Annotated in this window: 23 protein-coding genes and 1 pseudogene; 23 read left to right on the top strand and 1 reads right to left on the bottom strand. The window is 68.2% G+C overall.

Annotation, left to right across the window (positions count from 1 at the left end; all coding sequences use genetic code 11):
* Nucleotides 1-30: 30 nt before the first annotated feature.
* A complete protein-coding gene (locus tag NC4_RS40065; RefSeq protein WP_157554466.1) occupies nt 31-315 on the top strand; it encodes a hypothetical protein in 285 nt (94 codons plus the stop codon).
* On the opposite strand, the gene NC4_RS10290 is transcribed toward NC4_RS40065, so the two are convergent.
* Nucleotides 299-1,849, bottom strand: coding sequence for an AMP-binding protein (locus NC4_RS10290; RefSeq protein ID WP_067535448.1), 1,551 nt, complete (start codon nt 1,847-1,849; stop codon nt 299-301). The two genes, NC4_RS40065 and NC4_RS10290, sit on opposite strands and share 17 nt — an antisense overlap.
* 185 nt (nt 1,850-2,034) lie before the next feature.
* On the opposite strand from NC4_RS10290, the gene NC4_RS10285 reads away from it, so the two are divergent.
* The 22 genes and pseudogenes from NC4_RS10285 to NC4_RS10185 all read left to right on the top strand — a co-directional run bounded on the left by NC4_RS10285 (nt 2,035) and on the right by NC4_RS10185 (nt 26,474).
* On the top strand, nt 2,035-2,823 hold the full coding sequence (locus NC4_RS10285; RefSeq protein ID WP_067535445.1) for a 2,3-dihydro-2,3-dihydroxybenzoate dehydrogenase: 789 nt from the start codon (nt 2,035-2,037) through the stop codon (nt 2,821-2,823).
* Between the two features lie 32 nt (nt 2,824-2,855).
* Nucleotides 2,856-3,518: an isochorismatase family protein gene (locus NC4_RS10280; RefSeq protein ID WP_067535443.1), complete on the top strand. Its 663-nt coding sequence runs from the start codon at nt 2,856-2,858 to the stop codon at nt 3,516-3,518.
* Nucleotide 3,519: 1 nt separating this feature from the next.
* On the top strand, nt 3,520-5,436 hold the full coding sequence (locus NC4_RS10275) for an anthranilate synthase family protein (protein WP_067535440.1): 1,917 nt from the start codon (nt 3,520-3,522) through the stop codon (nt 5,434-5,436).
* Nucleotides 5,429-6,277 (top strand): SDR family NAD(P)-dependent oxidoreductase, encoded by an 849-nt coding sequence (locus NC4_RS10270; RefSeq protein WP_084528771.1) that lies wholly within the window; start codon nt 5,429-5,431, stop codon nt 6,275-6,277. Before NC4_RS10275 ends, NC4_RS10270 begins: the two co-directional genes overlap by 8 nt.
* Before the next feature lie 112 nt (nt 6,278-6,389).
* On the top strand, nt 6,390-7,289 hold the full coding sequence (locus NC4_RS10265) for a DUF5995 family protein (RefSeq protein WP_067535437.1): 900 nt from the start codon (nt 6,390-6,392) through the stop codon (nt 7,287-7,289).
* A gap of 15 nt (nt 7,290-7,304) precedes the next feature.
* The gene (locus NC4_RS10260) at nt 7,305-8,234 is read left to right on the top strand and encodes an SGNH/GDSL hydrolase family protein (protein ID WP_067535434.1); all 930 of its coding nucleotides are present in this window, start codon (nt 7,305-7,307) and stop codon (nt 8,232-8,234) included.
* Nucleotides 8,231-9,148 carry a hydroxymethylglutaryl-coenzyme A reductase family protein gene (locus NC4_RS10255; RefSeq protein ID WP_067535431.1) on the top strand — a complete coding sequence of 306 codons (918 nt, stop codon included), beginning with the start codon at nt 8,231-8,233 and terminating at the stop codon, nt 9,146-9,148. Before NC4_RS10260 ends, NC4_RS10255 begins: the two co-directional genes overlap by 4 nt.
* Complete coding sequence (locus NC4_RS10250; RefSeq protein ID WP_067535428.1) at nt 9,123-10,295, top strand: hydroxymethylglutaryl-CoA synthase; 1,173 nt, start codon at nt 9,123-9,125, stop codon at nt 10,293-10,295. Before NC4_RS10255 ends, NC4_RS10250 begins: the two co-directional genes overlap by 26 nt.
* Before the next feature lie 5 nt (nt 10,296-10,300).
* Nucleotides 10,301-11,317: a mevalonate kinase gene (gene mvk, locus NC4_RS10245; protein WP_067535425.1), complete on the top strand. Its 1,017-nt coding sequence runs from the start codon at nt 10,301-10,303 to the stop codon at nt 11,315-11,317.
* Nucleotides 11,314-12,381, top strand: coding sequence for a diphosphomevalonate decarboxylase (mvaD, locus tag NC4_RS40975; protein WP_067535422.1), 1,068 nt, complete (start codon nt 11,314-11,316; stop codon nt 12,379-12,381). The genes mvk and mvaD overlap by 4 nt, the downstream gene beginning before the upstream one ends.
* Nucleotides 12,368-13,489, top strand: a complete 1,122-nt coding sequence (locus NC4_RS10235; protein ID WP_067535419.1) for a phosphomevalonate kinase — start codon at nt 12,368-12,370, stop codon at nt 13,487-13,489. The genes mvaD and NC4_RS10235 overlap by 14 nt, the downstream gene beginning before the upstream one ends.
* The gene (gene fni / locus NC4_RS10230; protein ID WP_369690716.1) at nt 13,486-14,577 is read left to right on the top strand and encodes a type 2 isopentenyl-diphosphate Delta-isomerase; all 1,092 of its coding nucleotides are present in this window, start codon (nt 13,486-13,488) and stop codon (nt 14,575-14,577) included. The genes NC4_RS10235 and fni overlap by 4 nt, the downstream gene beginning before the upstream one ends.
* Nucleotides 14,578-14,844: 267 nt before the next feature.
* Nucleotides 14,845-15,966, top strand: coding sequence for a 3-deoxy-7-phosphoheptulonate synthase (locus NC4_RS10225; RefSeq protein WP_067535418.1), 1,122 nt, complete (start codon nt 14,845-14,847; stop codon nt 15,964-15,966).
* 30 nt (nt 15,967-15,996) lie between these two features.
* Complete coding sequence (locus NC4_RS10220) at nt 15,997-18,096, top strand: ATP-binding protein (protein ID WP_067535415.1); 2,100 nt, start codon at nt 15,997-15,999, stop codon at nt 18,094-18,096.
* Nucleotides 18,097-18,190: 94 nt separating this feature from the next.
* Entirely contained in the window at nt 18,191-19,201 is a 1,011-nt protein-coding gene (gene fgd / locus NC4_RS10215) for a glucose-6-phosphate dehydrogenase (coenzyme-F420) (RefSeq protein ID WP_067535412.1), read from the top strand.
* Between the two features lie 33 nt (nt 19,202-19,234).
* Nucleotides 19,235-20,086: a nitroreductase/quinone reductase family protein gene (locus tag NC4_RS44465; RefSeq protein ID WP_369690713.1), complete on the top strand. Its 852-nt coding sequence runs from the start codon at nt 19,235-19,237 to the stop codon at nt 20,084-20,086.
* A 167-nt stretch (nt 20,087-20,253) separates the two neighbouring features.
* Nucleotides 20,254-20,619, top strand: coding sequence for a hypothetical protein (locus tag NC4_RS10205; RefSeq protein WP_157554460.1), 366 nt, complete (start codon nt 20,254-20,256; stop codon nt 20,617-20,619).
* 25 nt (nt 20,620-20,644) lie between these two features.
* Nucleotides 20,645-21,883, top strand: a pseudogene (locus tag NC4_RS10200) (acyltransferase family protein).
* Between the two features lie 184 nt (nt 21,884-22,067).
* Nucleotides 22,068-22,805, top strand: a complete 738-nt coding sequence (locus tag NC4_RS10195; protein WP_245721590.1) for a ketoacyl-ACP synthase III — start codon at nt 22,068-22,070, stop codon at nt 22,803-22,805.
* Nucleotides 22,745-23,035 carry a 3-oxoacyl-[acyl-carrier-protein] synthase III C-terminal domain-containing protein gene (locus NC4_RS42390; RefSeq protein WP_245721589.1) on the top strand — a complete coding sequence of 97 codons (291 nt, stop codon included), beginning with the start codon at nt 22,745-22,747 and terminating at the stop codon, nt 23,033-23,035. The genes NC4_RS10195 and NC4_RS42390 overlap by 61 nt, the downstream gene beginning before the upstream one ends.
* Nucleotides 23,036-23,050: 15 nt before the next feature.
* Entirely contained in the window at nt 23,051-24,526 is a 1,476-nt protein-coding gene (locus tag NC4_RS10190) for an MFS transporter (protein WP_067535408.1), read from the top strand.
* Nucleotides 24,519-26,474: an FAD/NAD(P)-binding protein gene (locus NC4_RS10185; RefSeq protein ID WP_067535406.1), complete on the top strand. Its 1,956-nt coding sequence runs from the start codon at nt 24,519-24,521 to the stop codon at nt 26,472-26,474. Before NC4_RS10190 ends, NC4_RS10185 begins: the two co-directional genes overlap by 8 nt.
* The last annotated feature ends 4 nt before the right edge of the window (nt 26,475-26,478 follow it).

The raw sequence follows: 26,478 nt of genomic DNA, 5'->3' as shown, positions 1-26,478 counted from the left end.
CGACAGCAGCGGCTTGTTGGACTTCGGGAGATGGCCGCCGTCGGCGTAGTTCTTGGCGTCGCTGCCGTCCCGGAATCCGACCACATCGTCGGCGGCGCAGGTCGCGACCTTCATGGCGAACATGCCCACCAGCACCAGCAGCAGGGCGGCGGCCATACCCGTACGGGTAATGCCCTCGTGGGCCAGCAGCAGCACGGCCAGCAGCCAGGCGTAGACGTGGTGGTAGACCCGGAGCTTCCCCAGCCGGAAGTAGGCCATGGCCTTCTCCCCGACCGTGATCCGGGTGGGCTGAACAATGTCAGTGGTCATCGCTAATCCCTGCAATCAGCTCCGCCAGGGCGGAGCGTTGAATCTTTCCGGTCGCAGTGCGGGGGAAGTCGGCGAAGTCGAGCACGACCGGCGTGGTCAGCTGCGGCAGATCCGACACCGCCGCCCGCCAGGCCGCGTCGTCGAAGGCCGCGTCGCGCACCGCGATCACCGGCACCACGCGCCGATCCTTTTCCAGCACAATCGCTTCCAGCAGCCATGGCATCCGGGACAGCAGCACGTCCTCCATGGCGATACCGCTGGGGATGGCCGTCATCCGCTCCACCTGGCGGTCGATGAGAATCAACCGGCCCGAGCGGGTCCGCTTGCCCCAATCGCCGGTGTCCCACCAGCCGTCGGGGCTGAGATTGGCCTCGGCGGCCTCGCGGCGGTTGATATAGGTCTGGAACTGTCCCTCGGAACGCACCTGGATCCGGCCGGGCGTGCCCACCGACACCCGGGTGCCGTCCGGTCCGACAATGCGGGCCTGCGAATAGCCGGGCGCGGTCCAACCGGCGGAATGCCCGGCGAGGGTCCGGTCGACACCGGTCCGGGCCCGGTGGCGGCGGCCGGTGAAGCCCTTGAAGTGCACCTTGGCCGCGATCCTGCCGAGCTCGGACTGCCCGTAGGCCTCCAGGAAGGACGCGAGCCGGTACCTGCTACCGGCCAGCAGCCGCCGCACGGTGCCGGGGTGGATGACGTCGAAGGTGCTCACGTAGTGGCGCACCGACGCGAGAGTTCCGTTGTCGGCCAAGTGTTCCCACTGCATGAGGGTGTTCGGGTGCGCTTCGAGGTAGATCGGCTGGTACCGGCGCACGAAGCGCGCGACCGAATCCGCCGAATGGTCCGACAGGACGATCAGCGGCACATTGCGGCGCAGCGCGCAGAGCAGACCGGACACGGTGCGGAAGTGCACGGGCGACACCGCCACGGCGGCATAGCCGCGCAGGCGGCCGAGAATCGCCCACACCTCCTGGGCATAGCCCTGATGGTCGGCGGCTTTGCGGGTGTACTGCACCAGTTTCGGCACGCCCGTGGTACCCGAGGTGTGGGTGACCACATAGGGCGCGGTACCCGGCATGGCGACCGCGGAGGTCCGTCGCGGCGGCGTGGCGGGCAGCCGCTCGGCGAGCTCGGCCCAGTCGTCGACCTGCCGGAGGCCCTCGAGCTGTTCGCATTTGGCCAGGCGATCAACGGTGGTGACGATGCGTTCGATCGCCACGGGCGCCAGCATGCGGGCCAGGGTTTCCGCGTCGATCGCCGGACTGATCAGGACCGGCACACCGCCGACGGCGGTGAGCGCCGCGATGACGATCATGACGTCCAGCGGCGCGTCCAGCCAGACCGCGCAGTAATCACCGGGACGGATTCCGGTACCCTCGAACAGTGTAGCGGCGCGGGACGCGGCCTCGGCGATATCGGTCAGTTTCACCTGATCGTCGACCACCGGCACGGCGGCCGATCGATGATCGACGATCCACGGCCGCGCATTCGGCGCTATCTCTATCAGTTGATCGTAGATGAGTTTGTGATTGCGAGTCATAGTGTCACTCGATTGTTCGTACGGTCCGGGAATGATTTCATCGTAGGAATCCGCGATCGATTATTCGATGACAATGCCCGCCACGGACCGTGGCAACATCCTGCTATATCGGCGCGCTATCGCCCGGCGATAGATTTCAAGAGCTGCGAAACGCATATTTCTTCGAAGTAAGTGTGGTGAATCGAATGACAGGACCGCAGAAGAACTCGGATTCGGAGGCGTCGCGGATCGCGCTGGTGACCGGCGCGGCGGGCGGTATCGGGCACCGGATCGTGCACCGGCTGGCAGCCCAGGGCATGACCGTGGTCGCGGCCGATCTGGCGGCGGACACCTCCAAGGACCTGCGCTCGATCCCCGGCCGGGTGTCGATCGTGCAGGGCGACATTACCGACCCGGCCGATGTCGAGCGCATCGTCGCCGAGACCGAGCGCGATCTCGGACCGATCGACTACCTGGTCAACGCGGTCGGCATCCTGCGGGTCGGCGAGGTCGTGCAACTCTCCCAGGCCGACTGGGACGAGATGTTCGCGGTCAATACGACCGGCGTGTTCCGGATGATCCGCGAGGTGGTGACCCGCATGATCGACCGCCGACGCGGCGCGATCGTGACCGTTTCCTCCAATGCCGCGCGCACCCCGCGCGCCGCCATGTCCGCCTACTCGGCCTCCAAGGCGGCCACCACCATGCTCGCCAAATGCGCCGCACTGGAGGTCGCGAAGTACGGGATCCGATGCAATGTCGTCTCGCCGGGTTCGACCCGCACCGACATGCTCCGGACCAGCTGGGAGAACGAGGACCGCGCCGCGGCCACCATCGCCGGTGTGCCGGAGCAATACCGCCTCTGCATTCCGCTCAGCCGTATCGCCGATCCCGACGACATTGTCGACGCCGTCGAATTCCTGCTGTCCGACCGGGCCCGGCACATCACGATGCAAGAGCTCACCGTGGACGGTGGCGCGACACTCGGCAATTGAGTGCAGAATTCTTTCGACCTCGTAGAGGAGCAATGATGTTCGGTGGAATCCCCGACGTCATTTCATATGAAATGCCGACCCCGGCCGAATTGCCGGAGAATATTGTCGACTGGAAGATAGAACCGCAGCGCGCGGTGCTGTTGATCCACGATATGCAGAACTATTTCCTGCGCCCGCTGCGGGCGGGCGGATCGCCGTACTCGGAGCTGGTCGCCAATATCGCCCGGCTGCGCGAGGCGTGCCTGCGGGCCGGGGTGGCCGTCGCCTATACCGCACAGCCGGGCGGTGTGACGCCCACCCAGCGCGGGCTGCTACGCGACCTCTGGGGTGCGGGTATGACCACGGACGCCACCGATCGCGCCATCGTGTCCGAGCTGACGCCCGGTCCCGGCGACGAGGTGTTCACCAAGTGGCGCTACAGCGCCTTCCATCGGTCCGACCTGCTCGAGCGGCTGCGCGCCACCGGACGCGACCAGATGATCGTCAGCGGGGTGTACGCCCATGTGGGAGTGCTGGTTACGGCCACCGAGTCCTACTCCCACGATATCGAGACCTTCCTCGCCGCGGATGCCATCGCCGATTTCTCCGAATCCGATCATCGGCTGACCCTCGACTACGCGGCCGGGCGCTGCGCCATGGTGCGGAGCACGGCGGATCTCGTTGCGGCCGTGTTGAATTCCAGAGTGGGCGTCTGATATGGGCAGCAACGACACACGCGGTGCGGAACTGCTCGACCGCCTGCTCGCCGATCCGGGACAACCGTTCGCCATGGTGCAGCGCTCCGGCGGCAGCATCGATCTGCTGACCGGCGCCTTCACCGAACTGACCGAGCTCGACGAGGTGAGCACTGCCGCACGGGAATCGGATCTGCTGGTGCTGGTCCCGTATCGGCAGATCACCGAGCGCGGCTTTCCCTGCGTCGACGATCACGCGCCGCTACTGGCCATGGCGGTGCGCGAACACGAGATCGTCGACCCGGACCGGGTGCTCGACGCCCTCGGACCGGATCTGCTCGACCCGGGCTCGATCGACGCCGCCGATTTCCACTTCGACGTCTCGGACGCGGACTATCGCGCCATCGTCCGCGCGGTCATCGACAAGGAGATCGGCACCGGCGAAGGCTCGAACTTCGTGATCAGCCGATCGCTGATCGGATCCTTCGGGCCCGACCACCTGCGCACCTCGCTGGGCTTGTTCGGCAGGCTGGTGCGCGGCGAGCGCGGTGCGTACTGGAACTACCTCGTGCACACCGGCACCCGGACCTTCATCGGCGCCAGCCCGGAGGCGCACGCGCAGCTGGAAAACGGGACCGTGTCGATGAATCCGATCAGCGGCACCTACCGATATCCCGCGACCGGGCCGACGGTGCCCGGACTGCTGGATTTCCTCGGCGACGCCAAGGAGAACGGCGAGCTGTTCATGGTCGTCGACGAGGAACTCAAGATGATGTCGGCGCTGTGCCCCGCGGGCGGAACGGTCAACGGGCCGTACCTGAAAGAGATGGCGCACCTGGCGCACACGGAGTATCTGCTCCGGGGGCGGACGACGGCCGGTGTCGCGGAAGTATTGCGCGCCAACATGTTCGCGCCGACGGTGGTCGGCAGCCCACTGGAGAGCGCGCCCCATGTGGTCGGACGCTACGAGGCGGGCGGGCGCGGCTACTACAGCGGCGTCATCGCCTATATCGACCGGGATCCGCGCGGGGCCGTCCGCATGGATTCGGCCATCCTCATCCGGACCGCCGTCATCGATGCCGCGGGTACGGCCCGCATCACCGTGGGTTCCACCCGCGTGCGCGATTCGGATCCGGTGGCGGAGATGCACGAAACACACGCCAAGGCAGCGGCTCTGCTCAATGGTTCGGCGACCGCGGACCGGCCCGCGCTGGCCGTGCGGCCCGCCGTCGCGACGGCCTTGCGCCGCCGCAACGCACTCGCCTCCCAGTTCTGGTTCGCGGACGCCGCGACCCGGAGTATCGGCGCCGCGCGGGCGCGGGGGTCGGTGCTGCTCATCGACGCGGCCGATAATTTCACCACCATGCTGGCGAGCATGTTGCGCTCGCTCGGGTTCGCGCTGACGATCGCGCGCTTCGATGCCGAGGTGGACCCGCGCGATTACGACCTCGTCCTGCTCGGCCCGGGCCCGGGCGATCCCGGTTCCCTCGACGATCCCCGCATTCGGGCCATGCGGCGGCGCGTCCGGGAAATGCTGGCCGCCGATCTGCCCTTCGTGGCGGTCTGCCTGAGCCATCAGATCCTCTGCGCCGCACTGGGTCTGGGCATCACGCGACTGGATCTGCCGAATCAGGGCGTGAGCCGGGAGATTTCACTGTTCGGCACGCCGGTGCGGGCGGGGTTCTACAACACCTTCGTCGCCCGCAGCGCCGTCGACTCCTTCGACTCGGTATCCGGCCGGGTCGAGGTGAGCCGCGATCCGGCGACGGGCGAGGTGTACGCCCTGCGCGGCGAGCGCTTCGCCTCGGTGCAGTTCCATGCCGAATCGATTCTGTCGCAGGATGGTCCGTCGGTGCTGGCGGACCTGATCGCCCGATTCGTGGAGCGCCCGGATCGCGCACCCGCGCTCGCCGGTGAGCCGGTGAACGCCCGTGGCTAGCCGGGGCAGGCGCGCGGCCGGACGGGTCGCGGATCTGCTGAACCCACCGGTTCCGGTGCGGCACAAAGGAGTCGAGGAGCCCGTCGCCGGTAAACGAATCCTCATCACCGGCGCGTCCTCGGGCATCGGCCGGGCCGCGGCCCGCGCGGCGGCCGCGGCCGGTGCGGAGGTCGTGCTGGTGGCGCGGCGGGAACCGGAACTGCTCGAACTACGGGACCTGATCCGCGCTTCCGGCGGACGGGCGATCCATCGCGCCTGCGATCTCACCGACGACGAGGAGGTCGAGGGCCTGCTGCGGTGGGTGCGTGAGGACGTCGGAACCGTCGACGTGCTGGTCAATAATGCGGGCCGATCCATTCGGCGGCCATTGACCGAATCATTCGACCGTATGCACGATTTCCGGCGCACGATGAGCATCAATTATTTCGGCCCGGTCCGGCTCACCATCGGATTGTTACCGGCCATGCTGGAATCGGGCCGCGGCCATATAGTTAATGTCGGAACGTGGACCGTTCCCACCGGCACCTCGCCCCGGTTCTCGGCCTACCACAGTTCGAAAATGGCGCTCACCGGATTCGGGCGGTGCCTGGATGCCGAACTGTCCGGGCGCGGGATCGCGGTGACCACGGTGCACTATCCGCTGGTACACACCGCAATGAGTTCCCCGACACCGGAATACCGGCGCCTACCGGGTCTGACGCCGGAGGAAGCCGCGGCCTGGATCGTCACGGCCATCCGGCATCGGCCGGTCGAGGTCATGCCGCGCTATGTGCCGCTGCTGCGCGCGCTGCGGCTGGCGGGACCGCGCGCGGTGGGCCGTCTGCTACTGCGCTGGGGCTGACCGTGACAAATATCTGCTATGGAATCGGACAGCGCCGTCTCCCTAATCTCTGAATATGCGGTTGATCCGATCGCGGTAATCCCGAGAAATTATCAGAAAGAGAATCACAGCGATGCTACGCAATGGGCGACTCATGGTCGCGACAATGGCCTGCGCCGCGGTGCTCGGGTCCGGATTCACCGGCGCCGCCGCCACCGCGGCCGTGCCGGTCCGGGCCGCGGCCTGCGGCACCCCGCTGGACGCCGGTGCGATCGCGACGATCACGGAGCTGTCCGATGTCGACACGGTGACCGGCGACGATCCGCTGCAGCGCCTGGAGGAGGTGGTCTCCCGCAATCAGCAGATCGCCGAAACCCTTGTCGCACACGGTGACCGGCGCGGCCTGTTCGCGCTGATGGAGGATATCGCGGGGCGCGGGACGGTGCTGCCGATGATTCGCTCGGCGGCCGGGCTGACCGATCCGCAGTTCGATGCCCGCTTCGTGGTCGAATACCTCGATACCTGGCTGCGCGCCGTCCACGCCGAGTTCACCGGCGCGCCGGTCCCCCCGCACTGGGAGCGCTACTTCGACCTCGCCGCCGACTGCTCGGCCTCCGACGCGTATGCGGCGATGGTCGGATACAACGCCCATATGAGCGTCGACATCCCCTGGGCGCTCGCGGAATCCGGTGTCGGAACCGACAACTCCGCCGACTACTTCCGGTTTCTGGACGGCATTGCCGTCAACAATGCCGTGCTCGTCCAGCGCACGAAGGACACCTACAACGCCGATGTCGGCCCGCTGTGGCGCTTCTACTTCTTCGGCGACGGACTGGATCTGATCACGGGCCCGGGAGTGGGTTCGGGCCAGTTGCTGCGGACCGCGCTGTTCGGGGTCAACGCCGCCAATCTGGCCAATGGCCTCGGCCTGCAGAATCCGGCCACCCGCGGTGTCACCGATGCCGGAATCGATGCCATGTGGGCGGCCGTGGACACCGCGCTCGGCGCTCTCACCCAGGTTCATGGACTGTAGAAAGAGATTCGAATCGTGAAGATTTTCAAGCAATTCCGAGTCCTGGCGGCCGCCTCGGCCTGTGCCGCCGCCTCGCTGCTGGCCGCCGCACCGGCCACCGCCGACGAAGCCGACGGCGGTAAGGCCTTCGTGGCGATCGGCGACTCCTACTCGACCAATGGCAACATCATCTATTCGCTCGGATTCGGCTACGGCGGCGACAAATCCTGCCAGCGCTCGGACACCTCCTGGCCGCGGCAGCTGGCCCAGAAGATGGGCCTGGCCGACGACGATCTGGTCGACGTCTCCTGCCTGGGCGCCTCGCTGGCGACCCCGCCGAACTTCACCGCCGCCTATATGGCCAAGCAGGCCGCCGCCACCGGCGCCTTCAGCTCCGACACCCGCCTGGTCACCATTCAGTTGGGCCAGAACGACGTCTGGAACAGTGACAACAAGCAGCGGACGCTCGAGGCCGAGGTCACCTGCCTGACCAACTTCTTCCAGGGCTGCGGGCCCGACGCGGCACTGGACGGGCGCGCGCCCGACGCCCGCGGCGTGAACGGCGACCAGTACGCCAACTGGATCAAGCCGGTGGTGGATTACGTCAAATACTATGCGCCGCAGGCGCAGATCGTGCTGGTCGGGTATCCGACCATTGCCGAGCGCGGCAATCCGGAGTGGTGCTGGGACAGCCCGATCGGCCGGATCAGCCAGCCGCGCGCCGGGGCCATGACCGAGTTCCTGGACAAGGTCGACGACGCCCAGCGCGCGGCGGCCGACAGCCTCGGGGTGAACTTCTTCGACACCCGGGCGGTCACGGCCGGGCACGGCGCCTGCGCCGCCGATTCGTGGATCAACGGTTACTTCAACCCGACCGGCGAATTCCTCGGCATTCCATTCCACCCGACCGTGCACGGTGACGCGGTGGTGTCCTCCGCGATCCAGCGAGAGTACGGATTGTTATGAGCGACAATACTTTTTCCGCCGCCACCGTACCCATGCGCTGGGTGGGCCCGGTCAAGATCTCCACCCTGTGCGAGCGCGGCATCGTGGCCACGCTGCTGGACGAGCGGATGACCCGATCGGTGCTGCGCGAGATCGTGGGCGAATGCTCCCGGTACGCGAATCTCATTGCGCTACACCATCAGATTGTCGGCAACCTGCTGTTCCTGCGCTTCGAGTTCACCACCGGCGACGCCTCCGGGCACAATATGGCGACCCTCGCCGCCGATGCGCTCCTCGGGTACATCGTGCACGCGGTGCCCGGGGTGCGCTACGGCTCCATCTCCGGGAACTTCTGCACCGACAAGAAGGCCACCGCGGTCAACGGAATCCTCGGGCGCGGCAAGAATGTCGTGACCGAGCTGCTGATTCCGCGCGAGGTGGTGGAGCAGCGCCTGCACACCACCGCCGCCCGGGTGGCCCAGCTCAATGTCCGCAAGAACCTGATCGGGACCACGCTCGCCGGTGGAATCCGTTCCGCCAACGCCCATTACGCCAATATGCTGCTCGGCGTCTACCTGGCGACCGGACAGGACGCGGCGAATATCGTCGAGGGCTCGCAGGGCATCACGCATGCCGAGGATCGCGACGGCGACCTCTATTTCTCCTGCCAGCTACCGAATCTCATCGTCGGCACCGTCGGCAATGGCAAGTCCCTGGATTTCGTCGAGGCGAATCTGGCGCGCCTGGGCTGCCGCGAGAGCCGGGAGCCCGGCGGGAATGCCCGGCGACTCGCTGTCATCACCGCCGCCGTGCTGTGCGGGGAGCTGTCGCTGCTCGCGGCGCAGACCAATCCCGGAGAGTTGATGCGGACCCACCTCCGCTTCGAAAGATCAGAGAAGGACGGGGCCAATGAACGTGCCCATCGGAATCCATGACATCGCCCTGGCCACCGGCCACTACGCCATGGATCTGGCCGAACTGGCCGGACACACCGGCGCGGACGTCGACAAGTACTACATCGGCCTCGGGCAGACCGCTCAGACTGTTCCGGCCCCGGACGAGGACATCGTGACCATGGCGTCCACGGCCGCCAAACAGATCGTGGCCCGGCACGGCGTGGAGGGCATCCGCACCATTCTGTTCGCCACCGAATCCGGTGTCGACCAGTCCAAGGCCGCGGCGGTCTACGTCCAGGATCTGATCGGCCTGTCGGCCGCCACCCGGGCGGTGGAGCTCAAGCAGGCGTGCTACAGCGGCACCTCGGCGCTGCAGCTGGCGGCGGGCATCGTGGCCCGCGATCCCGGTCAGCGCGTCCTGGTGATCGCCAGCGATATCGCGAAATACGATCTCGACTCCGGCGGTGAGGCGACCCAGGGCGCGGCCGCCGTGGCCATGCTGGTCACGGCGCATCCGGACCTCGCGGTCATCGACGAGCCCTCCGGGCTGTACACCTCGAATGTCCAGGACTTCTGGCGGCCCAACTATCGGTCCACCCCGCTGGTCGACGGCAAACTGTCCATCGGCGCGTATCTGGAGGCGGTCGAACACGCCTGGAAGGATTACGAATCACGCGGCGGGCGTGGCGTTTCCGAGTTCGCCGGATTCTGCTACCACCAGCCCTTCACCAAGATGGCCTACAAGGCGCACAACCGGTTGCTGGAGCTGAAGGGCATCGAGGCCACCCCGGCGCGCCTGGAGGCGGACCTGGCGCGGACCACGATCTACAACCGGATGATCGGCAACAGCTATACGGCCTCGCTGTATCTCGGATTCCTGTCCCTGCTCGACCATTCCGAGGATCTCGGCGGTCAGCCGGTGGCGCTGTTCAGCTATGGCTCGGGCTGTGTCGCCGAGCTGTTCTCGGTGACCATGGTGCCCGGATACCGGGATCGACTGCGGACCGCCGAGAATCGGGCCGCCATCGCCGACCGCGAACCCATCTCGTACGAGAACTACCGCGCCGTCCGCGATTTCGCATTGCCGGAGGACGGGTCCGAGCTGTCGGTGCCCGTCACGAGCCGGAATCCGTCCCGGCTCACCGCCATCGCCGGGCATTCGCGAATCTACGGAGCGGCCCGGTGACCCGTATGCTCACCCATCCGGAACTCGCCGACAACGAGGTCGGCACCGGACGGGCGAGCGCCAAACTCATCCTGTTCGGTGAGCACGTAGTGCTGTACGGGCGGCCCGCCATCTCGCTCCCGGTGCCGTCGCTCCCGGTGACCGCCCGGGCCCGCAGGCGGCCCGGACCAGTGGTCATCGAATCCGCAGAGCTCGACACCGGGGCGCGGGCCACGGTCCCCGCCGGGCAGAGCGGGACGGCGGCGCCCCGGCTGGCCGTCTCGGCAGTGTGCGAATACCTCGGCCTGCCCGACGACGGGTTGTTCGTCACGGTGCACAGCGGCATCCCGGCCGGGCGCGGCTTCGGATCCAGTGCGGCCAGCGCCGCCGCCATCATCGCGGCCATCGCCGCGCTGTCGGGCCGAAAGCTGGACGACGACACCATGTTCGATCTGATCCAGCGATCCGAGGCGCTCGCGCACGGCAAGGCCAGCGGCGTGGACGCGCGCACCGTGGTCAGCGCGGGCGGACCGCTGTGGTTCCGGGACGGCACGGTCACACCGCTGACCGTGGCCGCCGGACCGGTCCGCCCCGTGCTGGTGGTGGCCGACACCGGCGTGTACGGCAGCACCCGCGAGGCGGTGGCCACGGTGCACCGCCGCCTCGCCGAACTCGGCGCGACCGGGTCGGGGCTGCTGGATCGGGCGGAGGCCATCACGACCGCCGCCGCCGCGGATCTGGCCGCAGGGCGGTTCACCGAGATCGGTACGAAAATGACCAAGGCGCACCGCATCCTGGCGCGGCTCGGGGTGAGCTGCCCGGAAATCGAAACCCTGGTCTCGGCGGCGCTCGACGCAGAAGCGTTGGGCGCCAAGCTATCCGGTGGAGGACTGGGCGGCTGTGTGATCGCATTGGCAGCAGACGACCAGGCCGCGCAGGAGGTGTGCGACGCCCTCATCGACGCGGGCGCGCTGCGCTGCCACACCGTGGCACTGGGTTACCGCCACACCGTGGCGTTGGATTCGGGAGGGGGCACGCCATGACCGGAGTGCTGCCGGAGGCGGACGCCGTCGCCGCTGCCACGGGTGTCACCGCGACGGCGTATCCGAATATCGCGCTGATCAAATACTGGGGCAAGCGCGACGAGGCGCTGCACCTGCCGGTCACCAGCAGCCTGTCGCTCACCCTCGATATCTTCCCGACCGTGACGACCGTGGCGGTAGCCGACGATCTCACCGGCGACGAGGTCCGGTTCGCGTCCGAGGACGCCGCCGATGCCCCCGCGCCGCCGCCGTTTTCCGCCAAGGTCACCGAGTTCCTGGATCTGGTCCGGGTTCTGGCGGGCGATGGCCGCTACGCCCGGGTCCGCACCGGCAATGCCGGACCGACCGCGGCCGGACTGGCCTCCTCTGCCTCCGGATTCGCAGCCTTGGCGGTAGCGGCGGCCGGAGCCTACGGCCTCGAACTCGACCGCCGCGCCCTGTCGCGGCTGGCGCGGCGGGGTTCCGGGAGCGCGGCGCGCTCGCTCTACGGCGGCTTCGTCCAATGGCATCGCGGCGAAGGCGAGGGCGCGGCAGCCGATCTCAGCAGCTACGCGGAGCCGATCGCGGCGCCGGGGCTGGACCCCGCGCTCGTCGTCGCCCTGGTCGATGCCCGGGAAAAGGCGATCGGCAGCCGGGCCGCCATGCGCAGCACCGTCGACACCTCGCCGTTCTACCAACCGTGGGTGGAGTCGAGCGCACAGGATCTGCGCGATATGCACACCGCCCTCGCGGCAGGCGATCTGGCCGCGGTGGGCGAGGTCGCCGAGCGCAATGCCCTGGGCATGCATGCCACCATGCTCGGCGCGCGTCCAGCCGTGCGTTACTTCTCGCCCGGCTCCATGCGGGTCCTCGACCGGGTGCTCGCGCTGCGCGCCGCCGGTGTCGCCGCCTACGCAACTATGGACGCGGGCCCCAATGTCAAGGTGCTGTGCGACCGCCGCGACAACGCCGCAGTGGCCGCCGCACTGTCCGAAACCGGCGTGGGGCGGGTCCTCGTCGCTACCCCCGGACCCGGCGCGATCGGCGGCGGCCTCGACGGATCGAGTGGACATGATCACCGCTGAGATCCCTGGCAAGCTGTACGTCGCGGGCGAATACGCGGTGCTGGAACCCGGCGGCACGGCGGTGCTGGTCGCCGTGGATCGCTATCTGACCGTGCGACTCTCCCCCGCCGCGGCGAACGCTCCGGGGCGCCGGACGGTCATGACCGCCCACACCGGTTCCCGCGCTGTCGAATTGGTCCGGCATGGAGCGACATCGGTTGCCGCGGAAGCCGATCCGGTGATCACCTCGGCGCTGCGGCACGTGCTGGCCGCCGTCGACCTGGTGGAGCGGCTTGCTCGCGAGCGCGGGGACGAGTTGCTCGGCTTCCGGGTCGAGATTCTTTCCGATCTCGACGAGGCCGCCACCGGTCGCAAATTCGCCCTCGGTTCCTCGGGTGCGGTGACCGTCGGCGTGATCCGTGCGCTGGCGCAGGCGTATCGGTTCGGACTGGACGAGGACGCCCTGCTGCGGCTTGCTCTGCTGACCGCCTTCACGGTCGATCCCAACTGCTCCGGCGGCGATGTGGCGGCCTCGATGCTGGGCGGCTGGGTGGCCTACCGCGCGCCGGATCGAGCCCGGCTGACCCGGCTGCTCGCGCAACCGGATACCCGAATCGCCGATCTGCTCGAGCAGCCGTGGCCGGAGCTGTCGGCGCGCCGCCTGCCCGCGCCCCGGGCGGTTCGCCTCGAGGTCGGGTGGTCGGGACAGCCCGCCGTCTCGAGCGGCCTGGTCGACCGGTTGCGCCGGGGCGTCGCCGGTGACACCGCGGCCTACGGGCGTTTCGTGGCCGGGAGCAATGCCTGCGTAGCCACGCTGGTGGCGGGGCTCGAATCCGGGGACGACTCGTCGGCCGTGGTGACCGTGGCCACCGCCGGGGCATTGTTGCGCGCGGTGAGCGGGCTGGCGGGGGCGCCCGTCGAAACCGCGACCCTGACGGCCCTGCGCGGGGTGGCGGAAACCCTCGGCGCGGTCGCCAAGAGTTCCGGCGCGGGCGGCGGCGACTGCGGTATCGCGCTGGTCTCCCCCGCCACCGCCGCGCAATTGCGGCGGGGATGGCGCGCGGTCGGTGTCGAGCCGCTCGGACTGCAAGTGCACCACCAGTTTTCAGTGAAAAGACGGAACCGGTGACAACAGTGTCGGAGATCTACGGCAGTCGTAAGGACGACCATGTGCGGCTGGCGGTGGAACAGCACCACCGGCGCCGGGCCGGTCACGAGGCGAATCAGTTCGACGAGGTGCGCTTCGTCCACCACGCCCTGGCCGGGACCTCCGAGGCGGCGGTGTCTACGGCGACGCAGATCGCCGGAATAGACTGGCCCGCAACGCTTTTCATCAATGCCATGACCGGCGGCAGCATTCGCACCGGTGAGGTGAACCGGGGGCTGGCCATTGCGGCGCGGCAGGCCGGGGTGGCGATCGCTTCCGGTTCCATGAGCGCCTATCTGGCCGATCCGGCGGTGGCGCCGACCTATCGGGTGCTGCGCGAGGAGAATCCGGACGGGTTCGTCATCGCCAATGTGAATGCCAATGCCACACCGGATATGGCGCGGCGGGCGGTGGATCTGATCGCGGCCGACGCCCTGCAGATCCACATCAATACGATCCAGGAAATCGTCATGCCGGAAGGGGATCGGGACTTCTCGGCCTGGCCGCGACAGATCGAGCGCCTGGTGCAGGGCGTGGACGTGCCGGTCATCGTGAAGGAGGTCGGCTTCGGCATGACCCGCGCCGCGGTGGCCCGCCTGGCCGACCTCGGCGTCACGACGGTGGACGTATCCGGCCGGGGCGGAACGAATTTCGCGACCATCGAGAATGCCCGGCGACCGCACGAGGACTTCGCCTATCTCGGCGACTGGGGGCAATCCGCACCCGCCTGCCTGGTGGATGCCGCCGAGACGGCACAGCGGCGCGGGGTGACCCTGCTGGCCTCCGGCGGCGTGCGGCATCCGCTGGATGTGGTGCGCGCACTCGCCCTGGGCGCCACGGCCGTCGGGGTGTCGGGCTATTTCCTGTCCATCCTCGAGGGCGAGGGTCTCGACGCCCTGGTGTCGACCCTGGTCGACTGGATCACCCAGATCCGACAGCTGATGGTGGTACTCGGCGCGCCGAGCGTGCCCGCGCTGGCGCGGACCGATGTGCTGCTCGGCGGGCATCTCGCGGAGTTCTGCCGCCTGCGCGGCATCGACCCGGGCTCATACGCCCTGCGCGTGAACTGAATCAATCGAAATACACAGGGAGGGGCGGCCATTCGGCCGCCCCTCCCTTTTCTTGTGCCCCGGCCGAATTCCCGCGCCCATCGCGCGCCGATAGCGAAACAAAGCCGCCGGAATTGCGCGCCGATCGTCCCGCGATAACCCGCGCTGTCACGCTTTTCGAGCGGCACCGCTGTGCCCGCACTCGGATCGCACCACGGTCGATCACCCCAACTGAATCGGCGCGCGGGCGTTCTCCCGAGGATTTCTGCAGGCCGAAGGATTTACCGAATGAATACCGATATCGCGATCGCCCCCACCCGTTCCGACCTCGACGATCGCCGCACGCTGGGCATCAGCCCGCTGCTGTCCCCCGCCGAGGTGCGTCTCGCGCATCCGATCGACGACACGCTCGCCGCCATCGTGCGCGCCGGGCGCCGGGCCACCGTGGAGGTGCTCACCGGCCTCGACGACCGGCTGCTGGTCATCGTGGGCCCCTGCTCGGTCCACGATCCCACCGCCGCAATGGATTACGCCCGCCGCCTGGTAGGCAAGGCCGCCGACCTCGCCGACCGCCTGCACGTGGTCATGCGGGTGTACTTCGAGAAGCCACGCACCACACTGGGCTGGAAGGGCCTGGTCAACGACCCGCACCTGGACGGCACCTTCGATATCAATACCGGGCTGTGCCTGGGCCGCCGGCGGCTGGTCGACATCACCGCGCTCGGCCTGCCCGTCGCATTCGAATTCCTGGACCCCATCACCCCGCAGTACATCGCGGATCTGGTGTCCTACGGCGCGATCGGCGCGCGCACCGCCGCCAGCCAGGTACACCGGCAGCTGGCCAGCGCGCTGTCCATGCCGGTCGGCATCAAGAACGGCACCGACGGCGATGTGCAGGTGGCGGTCGACGGCGTGCGCGCGGCCGCGGCCTCGCACGTCTTCCCCGGCACAGATCTCGACGGCCGCTCGGCGCTCATCCGCACCACCGGCAATCCGGACTGCCACGTCATCCTGCGCGGCGGCAGCACCGGGCCCAACTACGACGCCGCCACCGTCGCCGCGGCGGTCCGCCGACTGGAGCAGGCGGGGTTGCCGCGACGGGTGGTGGTGGACGCCTCGCACGGCAATAGCGGCAAGGACCACAACCGCCAGGTCGACGTGGTCACCGATGTCGCGGATCGCATTGCGGCGGGCGAGAACTCGGTGGTCGTCCTGATGATGGAGAGCTTCCTGGTCGCGGGCCGCCAGGACCTCACCCTCGGCCGTCCGGAGGAGCTCACCTACGGCCGGTCCATTACCGACGCCTGCCTGGGCTGGCACACCACCGCCGCCCAGCTCGACCGCCTCGCCGCCGCGGTCGCCACCCGCCGCCGCATCGCACCCGGAACCACCGAAAGGGTTCCGGCGTAACAGCATCCGGCCGCCAGCAAGGAGGACAAGGTGACAAGAAGTACACGTCTGCAGTGGCCGAGCACCGGAATCGACCCGATCATCGACGACGCGACCGATATCGACAGCCTGCGGCTCCCGGGGCTGGTGGGCCGGGACAAGGAAGTCGCCGATATCCGTTGCCTGATCGATGATCCGCGGGTCCGCCTGCTCACGCTCACCGGGCCCGCCGGGGTGGGCAAGAGCAGGCTCGCCCACGAGGTCCTGGCCCGCGGCGAATTCCGCACCGGTCCCGATCTCACGGTGGATCTCGTCGAGGCGAGCACCCGCCTCGATGTCTGGGCGGCCACGCTCGCCGCCTCGGCGCACCGCTCCGAAGACCACGAGATCCACGATGTGGACACGACTTTGGACCTGCTGGCGGCCGGAATCGGCGGCGACCGCATCCTGCTGCTGCTGGACAACTGCGATCTGGTCGCGGGCCTCATCGCACACGACGTCGCCCGGCTGCTGCGGCAGTGCCCGCGGCTCGTGGTCATGGTGACCAGCCGGATCGTGCTCAATCTGCACCGGGAGTACGTCGTGGGCGTCCGCCCGCTGCGCAGCCGGTCGGATTCGGGGCCCTACCGCCCCGGCTCGTCACCGGCCGCCCAGCTCTTGCTGGCCGGTATCGACAGCCGCTATCGCAGTTCGGCGGCGAATCGGGCGGTGCTGGACGAGATCGCGCACGAACTCGACGGGGTGCCCTTGGCATTGGAGCTGGCCGCCAATACCGTCAACAGCATCGGGTCGGCGCAGACGCTGCGGTTGATCCGGTCGGGAGCGGGCCTGTCGCCGCTGCCCTACCTCGATGTGCCGGAGCGGCACCGTTCGCTGTACGACGCGGTGGCCTGGGGTATGGACCGGCTCGACGACGGCACGGTCGATGTCCTGCTGCATCTGTCGCTGTGCGAATCGGCGGTGGATCCGGACACCGTGGCGCTCCTGGCCGATCTGGCGCAGACCGCCGTCGGCACGGCCCTGGCCACGCTGATGGGGCACAGCCTGCTGGAGCGGCGGGTGACCGATGCCGGTCAGCCCCGCTACGCGGTGATCGCCACCGTCCGCGACTACTGCCACCGGCTGCTGGAGACCGATGGCGTGCGGGGCGAACGGATCCGGCGCGCACATGTGGATCGCTGCCACGATCTGGCGCTGCGCGTCGCCCGCGAGCTGGACCGGCCGGACCGGTACGCGGGGGCCGTGGTCATGGCCGGGCAGCGCGTGGCCGATTTCCGGGCCACCGTCGGCCGCCTCGTCGAGCTGGGCCGGGCAGCGCAGGCCGTCCGGATGTGTGAACTGCTGGAAGACATTTGGATCCGGTTCGGCTGCCTCACCGATATCGAGGGGATGCTGACCCGGTTCGTCGACGACGAGCCCGATACCACCTCCGATCCGGCCGTGCCCGCCGCGCTGGAACTGCTCGGCCGGTGGGCGGTGCGCACGCGTCGCGCCCATCGGGCCATCGACCTGCGCGCCCGGGCCGCCGAGGCGTATCGCCGCAACGGTGACACCGCTGGGGCACACCGGGTTTCCACGCAGCACGACCCGCGCGCCGAGGACCGGGCGGACCCCCGCCGCGCCCTCGAAACGTATCGTGGCGCACTGCGAGTTCCGGAATCCCGGCGTCCCATCCTCGATACGCTCGCGGCCGTCGAGGGGTGCGCGCACGCGTATCGCGCGGCCGGGCCCGAATTCGGCGAGCAGGCCGAGCTGTTGTTCGGTGCGGTGCACCATATTCGCACGGTGTACGCGATTCCCCTGCCGGACGATATCGACGATGCCAGGACCGCGTATCTGATACGTCCGGAAAGCGCCAGGGATCTCCACGATGTGGTCACCGCCGCATTGTCGGGACCACCCATTCCCGCGCAACCGGATTCACCGCTCGAGGTATTGACGGGCAGGCAGCGCGAGATCGCGCTGCTGGTCGCCGACGCCCTGACCAACCGCATGATCGCCAGTCGGCTCGGGATCGCCGAATGGACCGTCGTGAACCATCTCCGGCAGGTGATGGCCAAGCTGAACTGCCCCTCGCGGCTGCATGTCACACTGGTGGTGAAGGGCGAACACGAAACCGTGGAACACCCTGTAGCAGTGCCTATTTCATGACAAATGCTTGCTATTTCATTGTCCCGCAATGCCGATAGGCTCGAATCAAAGCCAATTCAAAGCCAATGCAATCGAATTATCGAGGGAAGTAGTCGTGACAGAACTTCGACTGGGGTACAAGGCATCCGCAGAGCAGTTCGCACCGCGTGAACTCGTCGAGCTCACGGTATCGGCCGAGGAAAGCGGCTTCGACAGCGCGATGATCAGCGATCATTTCCAGCCCTGGCGGTACAACGGCGGGCATGCGCCTTTCTCGCTGGCCTGGCTGGCGGCGGTGGGCGAGCGCACGCGCCGAATTCAGATCGGCACCTCGGTGCTGACGCCGACCTTCCGCTACAACCCGGCCGTGATCGCCCAGGCGTTCGCCACCATGGCCTGCCTGTATCCCAACCGGGTGCTGCTGGGCGTGGGATCGGGCGAGGCGCTGAACGAGATCGCCACCGGATTCACCGGCGACTGGCCGGAATTCAAGGAACGGTACGCGCGGCTGCGTGAATCCGTCGAACTCATGCGAGCCCTGTGGACCGGCGAGCGGGTGGATTTCGACGGCGAGTACTACCGCACCGTCGGCGCCTCCATCTACGACGTTCCCGCCGCGGGCGTTCCGGTGTACATCGCCGCGGGCGGGCCACTGGTCGCCCGGTATGCGGGCCGGGTCGGCGACGGTTTCATCTGCACCTCGGGCAAGGGTATGGACCTCTACACCGAGAAGCTCATGCCCGCCGTCCGCGAGGGCGCCGAAAAGGCGGGCCGCACTGTCGAATCCGTCGACACCATGATCGAGATCAAGATCTCCTACGACACCGATCCGGAGCTGGCGCTGGAGAACACCCGGTTCTGGGCGCCGCTGTCGCTCACGCCAGAACAGAAGCACAGCATCTCCGATCCCATCGAGATGGAGGCCGCCGCCGACGCGCTGCCCATCGAGCAGATCGCCAAGCGCTGGATCGTCGGCACCGATCCCGACGAGGTGGTGTCGCATATCGAGCCCTATATCCAGGCCGGTATGCGCCACTTGGTCTTCCACGCCCCGGGCCACAACCAGGCCCGCTTCCTCGAACTCTTCGCCCGGGACCTCGCGCCCCGGCTGCGCAAGCTCGGCTGAATTCCCGCTCGACCTGACCCATAAGGATTGACAATGCAGACACTCACGGTGGAACGCGTCATCGCGGCGCCGATCGACAAGGTCTACGACTGGTTCGCCGATTCCGGAAACTACGCGGCGTCCCTATTTCTCCTGCGCAACACTCTCGTTCGGCCCGCCTCCGACGCGCCCTACGGCGTCGGCGCGGTCCGGCGGATGACCTGGCTGTTCGGCAGTTACACCGAGCGCATCACCACCCGCACGGCCGGGCAGAAATTCGGCTGGGTCATCGAGAGCGGTTTTCCGGCCATGCGGCACGAGGGCGCCGAGCTGACCTTCACCGAGGTCCCGGGCGGCACCCGCGTCGTGTGGACCACCACCGCCTCGGCCGCCATTCCGTTCGTGGGCGACTTCGTCACGCGCACTGTCGGATTCAAGGTGCTCGGGGCCGCGTTCCGCAATGTCCTGCGCATCGGTGAGGTCGCGCTGACCTCACCGCGCAAGGCGCAGCAGCGCATTCGGCAGGGACGTTTCGCCAAGCCGCGCAACTTCGTCTTCGACCAGTTGCTGAAGCTCATCCGGAACATCCACCACCTCATGCTGAAGGTCAGCGGCGGCAAGTGGGGCAATAAGCAATTCGGTATGGCGGCCATCGAACTCCATTTCATCGGCCGCAAATCGGGCGCCCGGCGCACCGTCGTGCTGTGGGTTCCGGTCAGGGACTCCGAACAGGTCATCCTGGTAGCCTCCAAGGAGGGTGACGACCGCGATCCGGAGTGGTACCGCAATCTGAAGGCCACGCCCGAGGTCGAACTGACCATCGACGGCGTCACCTCGCCGTGGACCGCGCGCACCGCCAACGCCGCGGAGAAGGCCGTGCTGTGGCCGAAAATCGTTAAGGCGTAACACGGTTTCGCCGTCTATCAGACCCGCACCGACCGCGATATTCCGGTCGTCATCTGCGAACCGCGCGAGGCCGCGGATACCGGCACGGCCCAGGTGACCGCGCTGGAATCCGTCCGCTGACCGGACGCCCGCTCCCACCGTTCGAATCGACTCGAGGTGTTGTTGAGATGAAATCCCTTCTGCCAGTTCGTATCGCAATGGCGGCGCTCGGCGGTGCGGCGCTCGTGGCGGCCGTGACGGCCTGCGGCAGCGACTCCGAGACCGCCACCGTGACCCCGAGCACCACGGTCGTGGCCGAGGCCCCCGCGGCGCCCGTGGCGACCTCCGCGCCCGCACCGCAGGAGCAGCCCGCGCCCGCCGCGCCCGTGACCGAAGCCGCGCCCATTGCCCCGGAACCGGCCCCGGTGACCCAGGAACCGGCCCCGGTGACCAAGCCCGCGCCCAAGCCCGCGCCCGAAACGCAAGCGCCCGCACCGAAACCGGCGCCGCCGACCCTGGCCGACCCGGGCTTCGATCCGCGCGTCGGCTACTGACCCGTGCCATAGATCGAGTCGCGCCGTGACCGACACCCGAACGACACCGCGGGCAACCGCGGTGTCGCCCGATATTGCGCATACCCGCCCGGCCCTGCCGTCCCTGACGGGGGCCCGGTGGTGGGCGGCCTTCGCCGTCTTTCTCCTGCACGCCCTGGTATTCCTGCCGGTCTACCCGTTCCAGAAGACCGAACTGTTCCGCCGGATCCACTACTTCGTCCCCATGCAACTGGGGGCGGCCGGGGTCACGTTCTTCTTCGTGCTCTCCGGATTCATCATCTACTGGTCGTTCCGCCCCGGCGCGTCGATAGCGCGGTTCTATTGGCGGCGGATATTGAAGATCTAGCCGTCGCATCTGGTGGCCGCCGCGGCCTTCATCATCGTGGCGAGCGTGCCGCTGCACCGGCTCGTGGTGTGAGTGCCGAATCTGCTGCTGGTCCACACCTGGTTTCCCAAGTCCACGACCGTCGGCGGGCTCAATGTGCCGTCCTGGTCGCTGGCCGCGGAAATGCTGTTCTATCTGAGTTTTCCGATTGTCCTGCCGCTGATCCGGCGCATTCGCACCGAGCACCTGCTGCGTTGGATGGGAGTGCTGTTCCTGTTCATCCTCGCGCTGCACACCGTGTATTTCCTGTTCGTCGACGGCCCCAAGGGCATCGAGAACGCCTTCGCGCCGCGTCTGGTCCCCGGCGACGCGTCGCCCATGTTCGAATTGCACGCCTCGCCCGCGTGGTTCGCGCAGGCCGATATCCCGGTCGCCACTTCCTACTGGCTGAGCTACACCTTCCCGCTGTCCCGGCTGCCGGAATTCTTCGTCGGCGTGCTGGCCGCCCGGATGGTGCTCGAGGGCCGGTGGCACAATACCCGCATGGGTCTGCCCCTGATCGCGCTGGCGCTGGCCTTCGCGGCGACCTGGGTGGTCCCGGTCAACTACAAGATGTCGGCACTGCTGCTGGCGCCCATGACTGCCGTGGTGGCCACGCTCGCCACCCGTGATCTGGCGGGCATTCGCGGGCTGAATTCGTCCAAGACCATGGTGTGGCTGGGCAATGTGTCGTTCGCGTTCTACCTGATTCAGTTCCCGGTCATGGTCCTGATCACCCGATTGTTCATCGGCGGGCATCAATTCGGCTGGCTGGGCTGGCTGGGCTGGGCCGGATTGTCCCTGGTCGCCTCGACGGCCGCGGGCGCGCTGCTGTACTACCGGGTCGATCTGCCGTTGATGACACGCTTCTCCGGCCGCCGGGTCGCTCGCACCGAATAGACGGAATCACCATGCACCATTCCTATGGCGAATTGCTGTGGCATTCAATTATTTCCATTGCGCCGACCGAATATCTGGCACTGGCGCACAGTCCCGCCGACAGTCGCAAACCCTGCTATTGCGGATGCGCCTGCGCCGAGTACTCGGGGGCCCTGGACGGAATTCACGAGAGGAGGGATGACACATGACACGCATAGCGGTGATCGGCACCGGGTCCTATCTTCCGGACCGCATGGTATCCAACGATGAAGTGGGGTCACGCGCCGGTGTCGACAGCGAATGGATCATTCGCAAGACCGAGATCCGGGAACGCCGCTGGGCGCGTCCGGATCAGGCCACCTCCGATCTGGCCACGCACGCCGCGCGGGCCGCGCTGGAATCGGCGGGCATCGGCGCGCACGAGCTGACCGCCATCGTGGTGGCCACCTCGACGCCCGATCATCCCCAACCGCCCACGGCCGCCTTCCTACAGCACAATCTGTCGGCCGACGACGCCTCGGCCTTCGACCTGAACGCGGCGTGCTCCGGCTTCGTCTTCGCGCTGTCCACCGTGGACGCGGCCATTGCCCGAGCGGGCGGCGGGTACGGGCTGGTGGTCGGCGCGGACGTCTACTCGCGCATCCTCGATCCGGCCGACCACCGCACCGCCATCCTCTTCGGCGACGGGGCCGGAGCCGTCGTGGTCGGCCCGGCCGAGAGCGGCGGCATCGAACGCTCGGCCCTGCACACCTTCGGTGAACTGTCCTCGCTCATCCGGGTCCCGGCGGGCGGCAGCCGCCAACCCTACCCCACGGCCTGGGCACGCATTACTTCGCCATGGACGGCCGCGGTGTCCGCGAATTCGTCTCGGGCAGGCTGCCGGTGCTGGTCAAACAGTTCCTGCACGACTCCGACGTCTCGCCCGACGAGGTCGCGCACCTGATCCCGCATCAGGCCAACAGCGTCATGCTGGCGCTGCTCGAGGCGGAGCTCGGACTGCCGAACGCCACCGTGCACACGACCGTCGCCCGCTACGGGAACACCGGCGCCGCATCGATTCCCATAACCCTCGACCACGCCGCCCGCACGGGCACCATCCGCCCCGGGGACAAGGTCCTGCTGGCGGGATTCGGGGGCGGCATGGCGGTGGGGCTCACGCTCCTCGATTGGTGAAAGAGAGACGACGCAATGAGTACATCCACGGAGATCCCGTCGTTCCTGGCGACCCGGTGCGGCAAGTTCACGCTCGTCTTGCTGTGCACGGCAGTGTTTCTCGACTTCGTCGACAGTTCGATCGTCAATCTCGCGCTGCCCGCGATCCAGCACGAGATGGGGTTGTCGGTCTCGACCCTGCAATGGGTCACCACCGCCTATCTGCTGACCTACGGCGGCCTCATGCTGCTGGGCGGGCGGCTGTCGGATCTGCTGGGGCGGCGGCGCATTCTCATGACCGGTACCGCGATCATCGGAATCGCCTCCGCCACAGCGGTTCTGGCGGACAATAGCGAACTGCTCATCGCCGCCCGCTTCACGCAGGGCATCGGGGCCGCGCTCATGCTGCCCGCGGCCCTGTCCATTCTGACCACCAGTTTCCGGCAGGGGTCCGACCGCAGTACCGCACTGGGCGTGTGGGCCGCCGTCGGCGGACTGGGCGCGGCCTCCGGATTGCTGCTGGACGGCATCATTACCCAGGGGCTCGGCTGGCGCTGGGTCTTCTATGTCAACCTGCCGGTCTGCGTGCTGATCCTCGCCGCCATCCCGGCGCTGATTCCCAGCGACCGGCGCAACGACATCCGCGGCGGCTTCGACATTCTCGGCACCGTACTGGCCACGGGCGGACTCATGCTGCTGGTCTACGGGCTGGTGGAGGCGCCGGATCAGGGCTGGACCAGCGGCCGCACCATCCTCGAACTCGGTGTGGCCGTGGCGCTGCTGGCCGGATTCGTGCTCAATGAGCACCGCATCTCGAATCCCCTCGTGCCGCTGTCGATCTTCCGCATTCGCGGGCTCGCCGCCGCCGATATCACCCAGGCGCTGGTGGCCGCGGGCATGATGTCGCTGTTCTTCTTCGTCACCCTGTACGCCCAGTCGGTGCTCGGCTACGGCGAGATCAAGGCGGGCAGTGCCTATCTCCCGTTCAGCGCGACCATCATCGTGGTCTCCGCCGTCGCGTCGAAGATCGTGCCCCGCGTCGGAACCCGGCCGGTGACCATTGTCGGCGCGGCCGTCACCGGCATCGGCATCCTGCTGCTCTCCCGCATCCCGACCGATGGTTCCTACCTGGCCGATCTGCTCCCGGGGCTGATCATTACGGCGGCCGGGTCGGCGGCGGTGTTCGTGGCCAATACCACCGCCGCCAATGCCGGTGTCCCGGCGGACAAAGCCGGGCTGGCGGCGGCGCTGCTCAGTACCGCCCAGCAGATCGGCGTGGCGCTGGGCGTGGCCGTGCTGACGGCGCTGTCCGTCTCGCGCACCAATGATCAGCTGGCACAGGGTCATCCGCCGCTGGATGCCATGACGTCCGGATTCCAGCGCGCGCTGCTGGTCGCGGGAATCATCGCGGCCCTCGGGGCGCTGACCGCACTGCGCACGGTCAACTCGCGCGGCGAGGCCGCCGAACCCGTCGCGGAAGTCCGAGTCGAAACGGTTGCCGCCCGTGTCTAGGTACGAGCCGTTGCGCATCGCGGTGGTCGGCGTGGGGCCGCGCGGGCTGAGCTTCTTCGAACGCGTCTGCGCGAATCTGCTGGGGGACGGCGACTGCGCCGAGGCGGAGATCTATCTCGTCGACTCGACCCGGGTCGGCACCGGATCGGTCTGGCGCACCGGCCAATCCCGGCATCTGCTCATGAATACCGTTGCCGCACAGGTCACCATATTCACCGACGACAGCGTGGCCATGGAAGGGCCCGTGGTGCCGGGCCCCAGCCTGTACGAATGGGCGAGTTTCCTTGCGAAGATAGGCAATTTCGCCGATCTGCCCGAGGACATGTACGCGGAGGCGTGCCGGACTGCGCCCAATACGTATCCGACGCGCGCCTTCTACGGCCACTACCTGCGCTGGGCCTACGAGCACCTGCGCGACCGGTACGCCCCATGGCTGCGCACCCACGAGATCACCGCCACGGCAACCGATCTCCGCGACGATCCGGCGGGTTTGCAGGAGCTCACGCTGAGCACGGGTGAGCGCATCGGCGGGCTGCACGCCGTGGTGCTCGCCCAGGGCCATGTGTCGCCGCGGCAGCCGGTCGGCGAGCCCGACGGGGCGGGGCGGCCCGGGTCGCGGCTGATCCATATCGCGCCGGTCAATGCCGCTGATGTCGATGTCGATCGGGTGCCCGAGGGGTCCACGGCCATTGTGCGCGGGCTCGGCCTCACCTTCTTCGACTACGCCGCACTGCTCACGGTCGGCCAGGGCGGGGTTTTCCAGGAGACCGATACGGAGGGGATGCTGAAATACCTCCCCTCCGGGCGCGAACCGCTGATCGTGGCCGGTAGTCGGCGCGGGGTGCCCCACCACGCGCGCGGCGAGAATCAGAAGGCCGTCGAGGAAAGGCACGTTCCCACCCTGCTCGATCCCGCGCGGATCGCCGAACTGCGCTGGCGTGACCAGCATTTCGGCGATCTCTCGTTCCGGCGCGACGTCTGGCCGCTGGTGGCCCGGGAGGTCGAGGCGGTCTACTACGCCGTACTGATCGCCGACCGGACCAGCCCGCGGGAACTGCGCGGCTTCCGGGCCCGCTATCTGGCCGCCCCGACCGAGGGCGCGGCCGCCGGGGTGCTGACCGAGTTCGGGATCGAGCCGGGGCAGCGCTGGGACTGGGCCGTACTCGGCGACCCCACCGGGGGACGGCGTTTCGGCGGTGTCGGCAAGTTCCACGAATGGCTGCTCGGCTATCTCGACGCCGATGTGCGCAATGCGCGGCTCGGCAATGTGCACGGTCAGGTCAAGACCGCCCTGGACGTGCTGCGGGATCTGCTCAACGAGGTCCGGTTGATCGTCGACCACGGCGGCATAACCGGCCGGTCCTACCGGGACGACCTCGACGGCTGGTACACGCCGTTGAACGCCTTCCTGTCCATCGGCCCGCCCGCCACGCGGATAGCCGAGCTGTCGGCGCTGATCAGGGCGGGCGTGGTGCGGATCGTCGGGCCGGGCATGCGCGTCCGGCTCGATACCGCGGCCGGGTGTTTCGTGGCCGATTCACCCATGGTCGACGGTTCGACGGTCACCGCGGGCGTCCTCATCGACGCCCGCCTGCCCGAGCCGGATCTCGTCGACACCGGCGACACGCTGATGCGCAATCTGTTGCAGGACAAGGAGATCCGCGAGTTATCCTTGACGAACCCGGACGGCAGTCACTACCGCACCGGCGGTCTCGAGGTGGCGCGAGATTCGCACGCCGTGCTCGACGGGACCGGACGCCCGCACCCGCGCCGCTTCGCGGTCGGCGTGCCCACCGAGGCCGTGCACTGGGTCACCGCCGCCGGACCGCGTCCGGGCGTGAACTCGGTGACGCTGTCCGACAGCGACAGCATTGCCCGCTCCATCCTCGCCGCGCATCGGAACGCGGACGAACTTCAGCGAAAGGACCATGCGGATGTCTATGGATAGGGGA

The sequence above is a fragment of the Nocardia crassostreae genome, from assembly GCF_001613405.1.
Classification (GTDB): Bacteria; Actinomycetota; Actinomycetes; order Mycobacteriales; family Mycobacteriaceae; genus Nocardia; species Nocardia crassostreae.
This window is presented reverse-complemented; position numbering and strand designations above follow the sequence as displayed.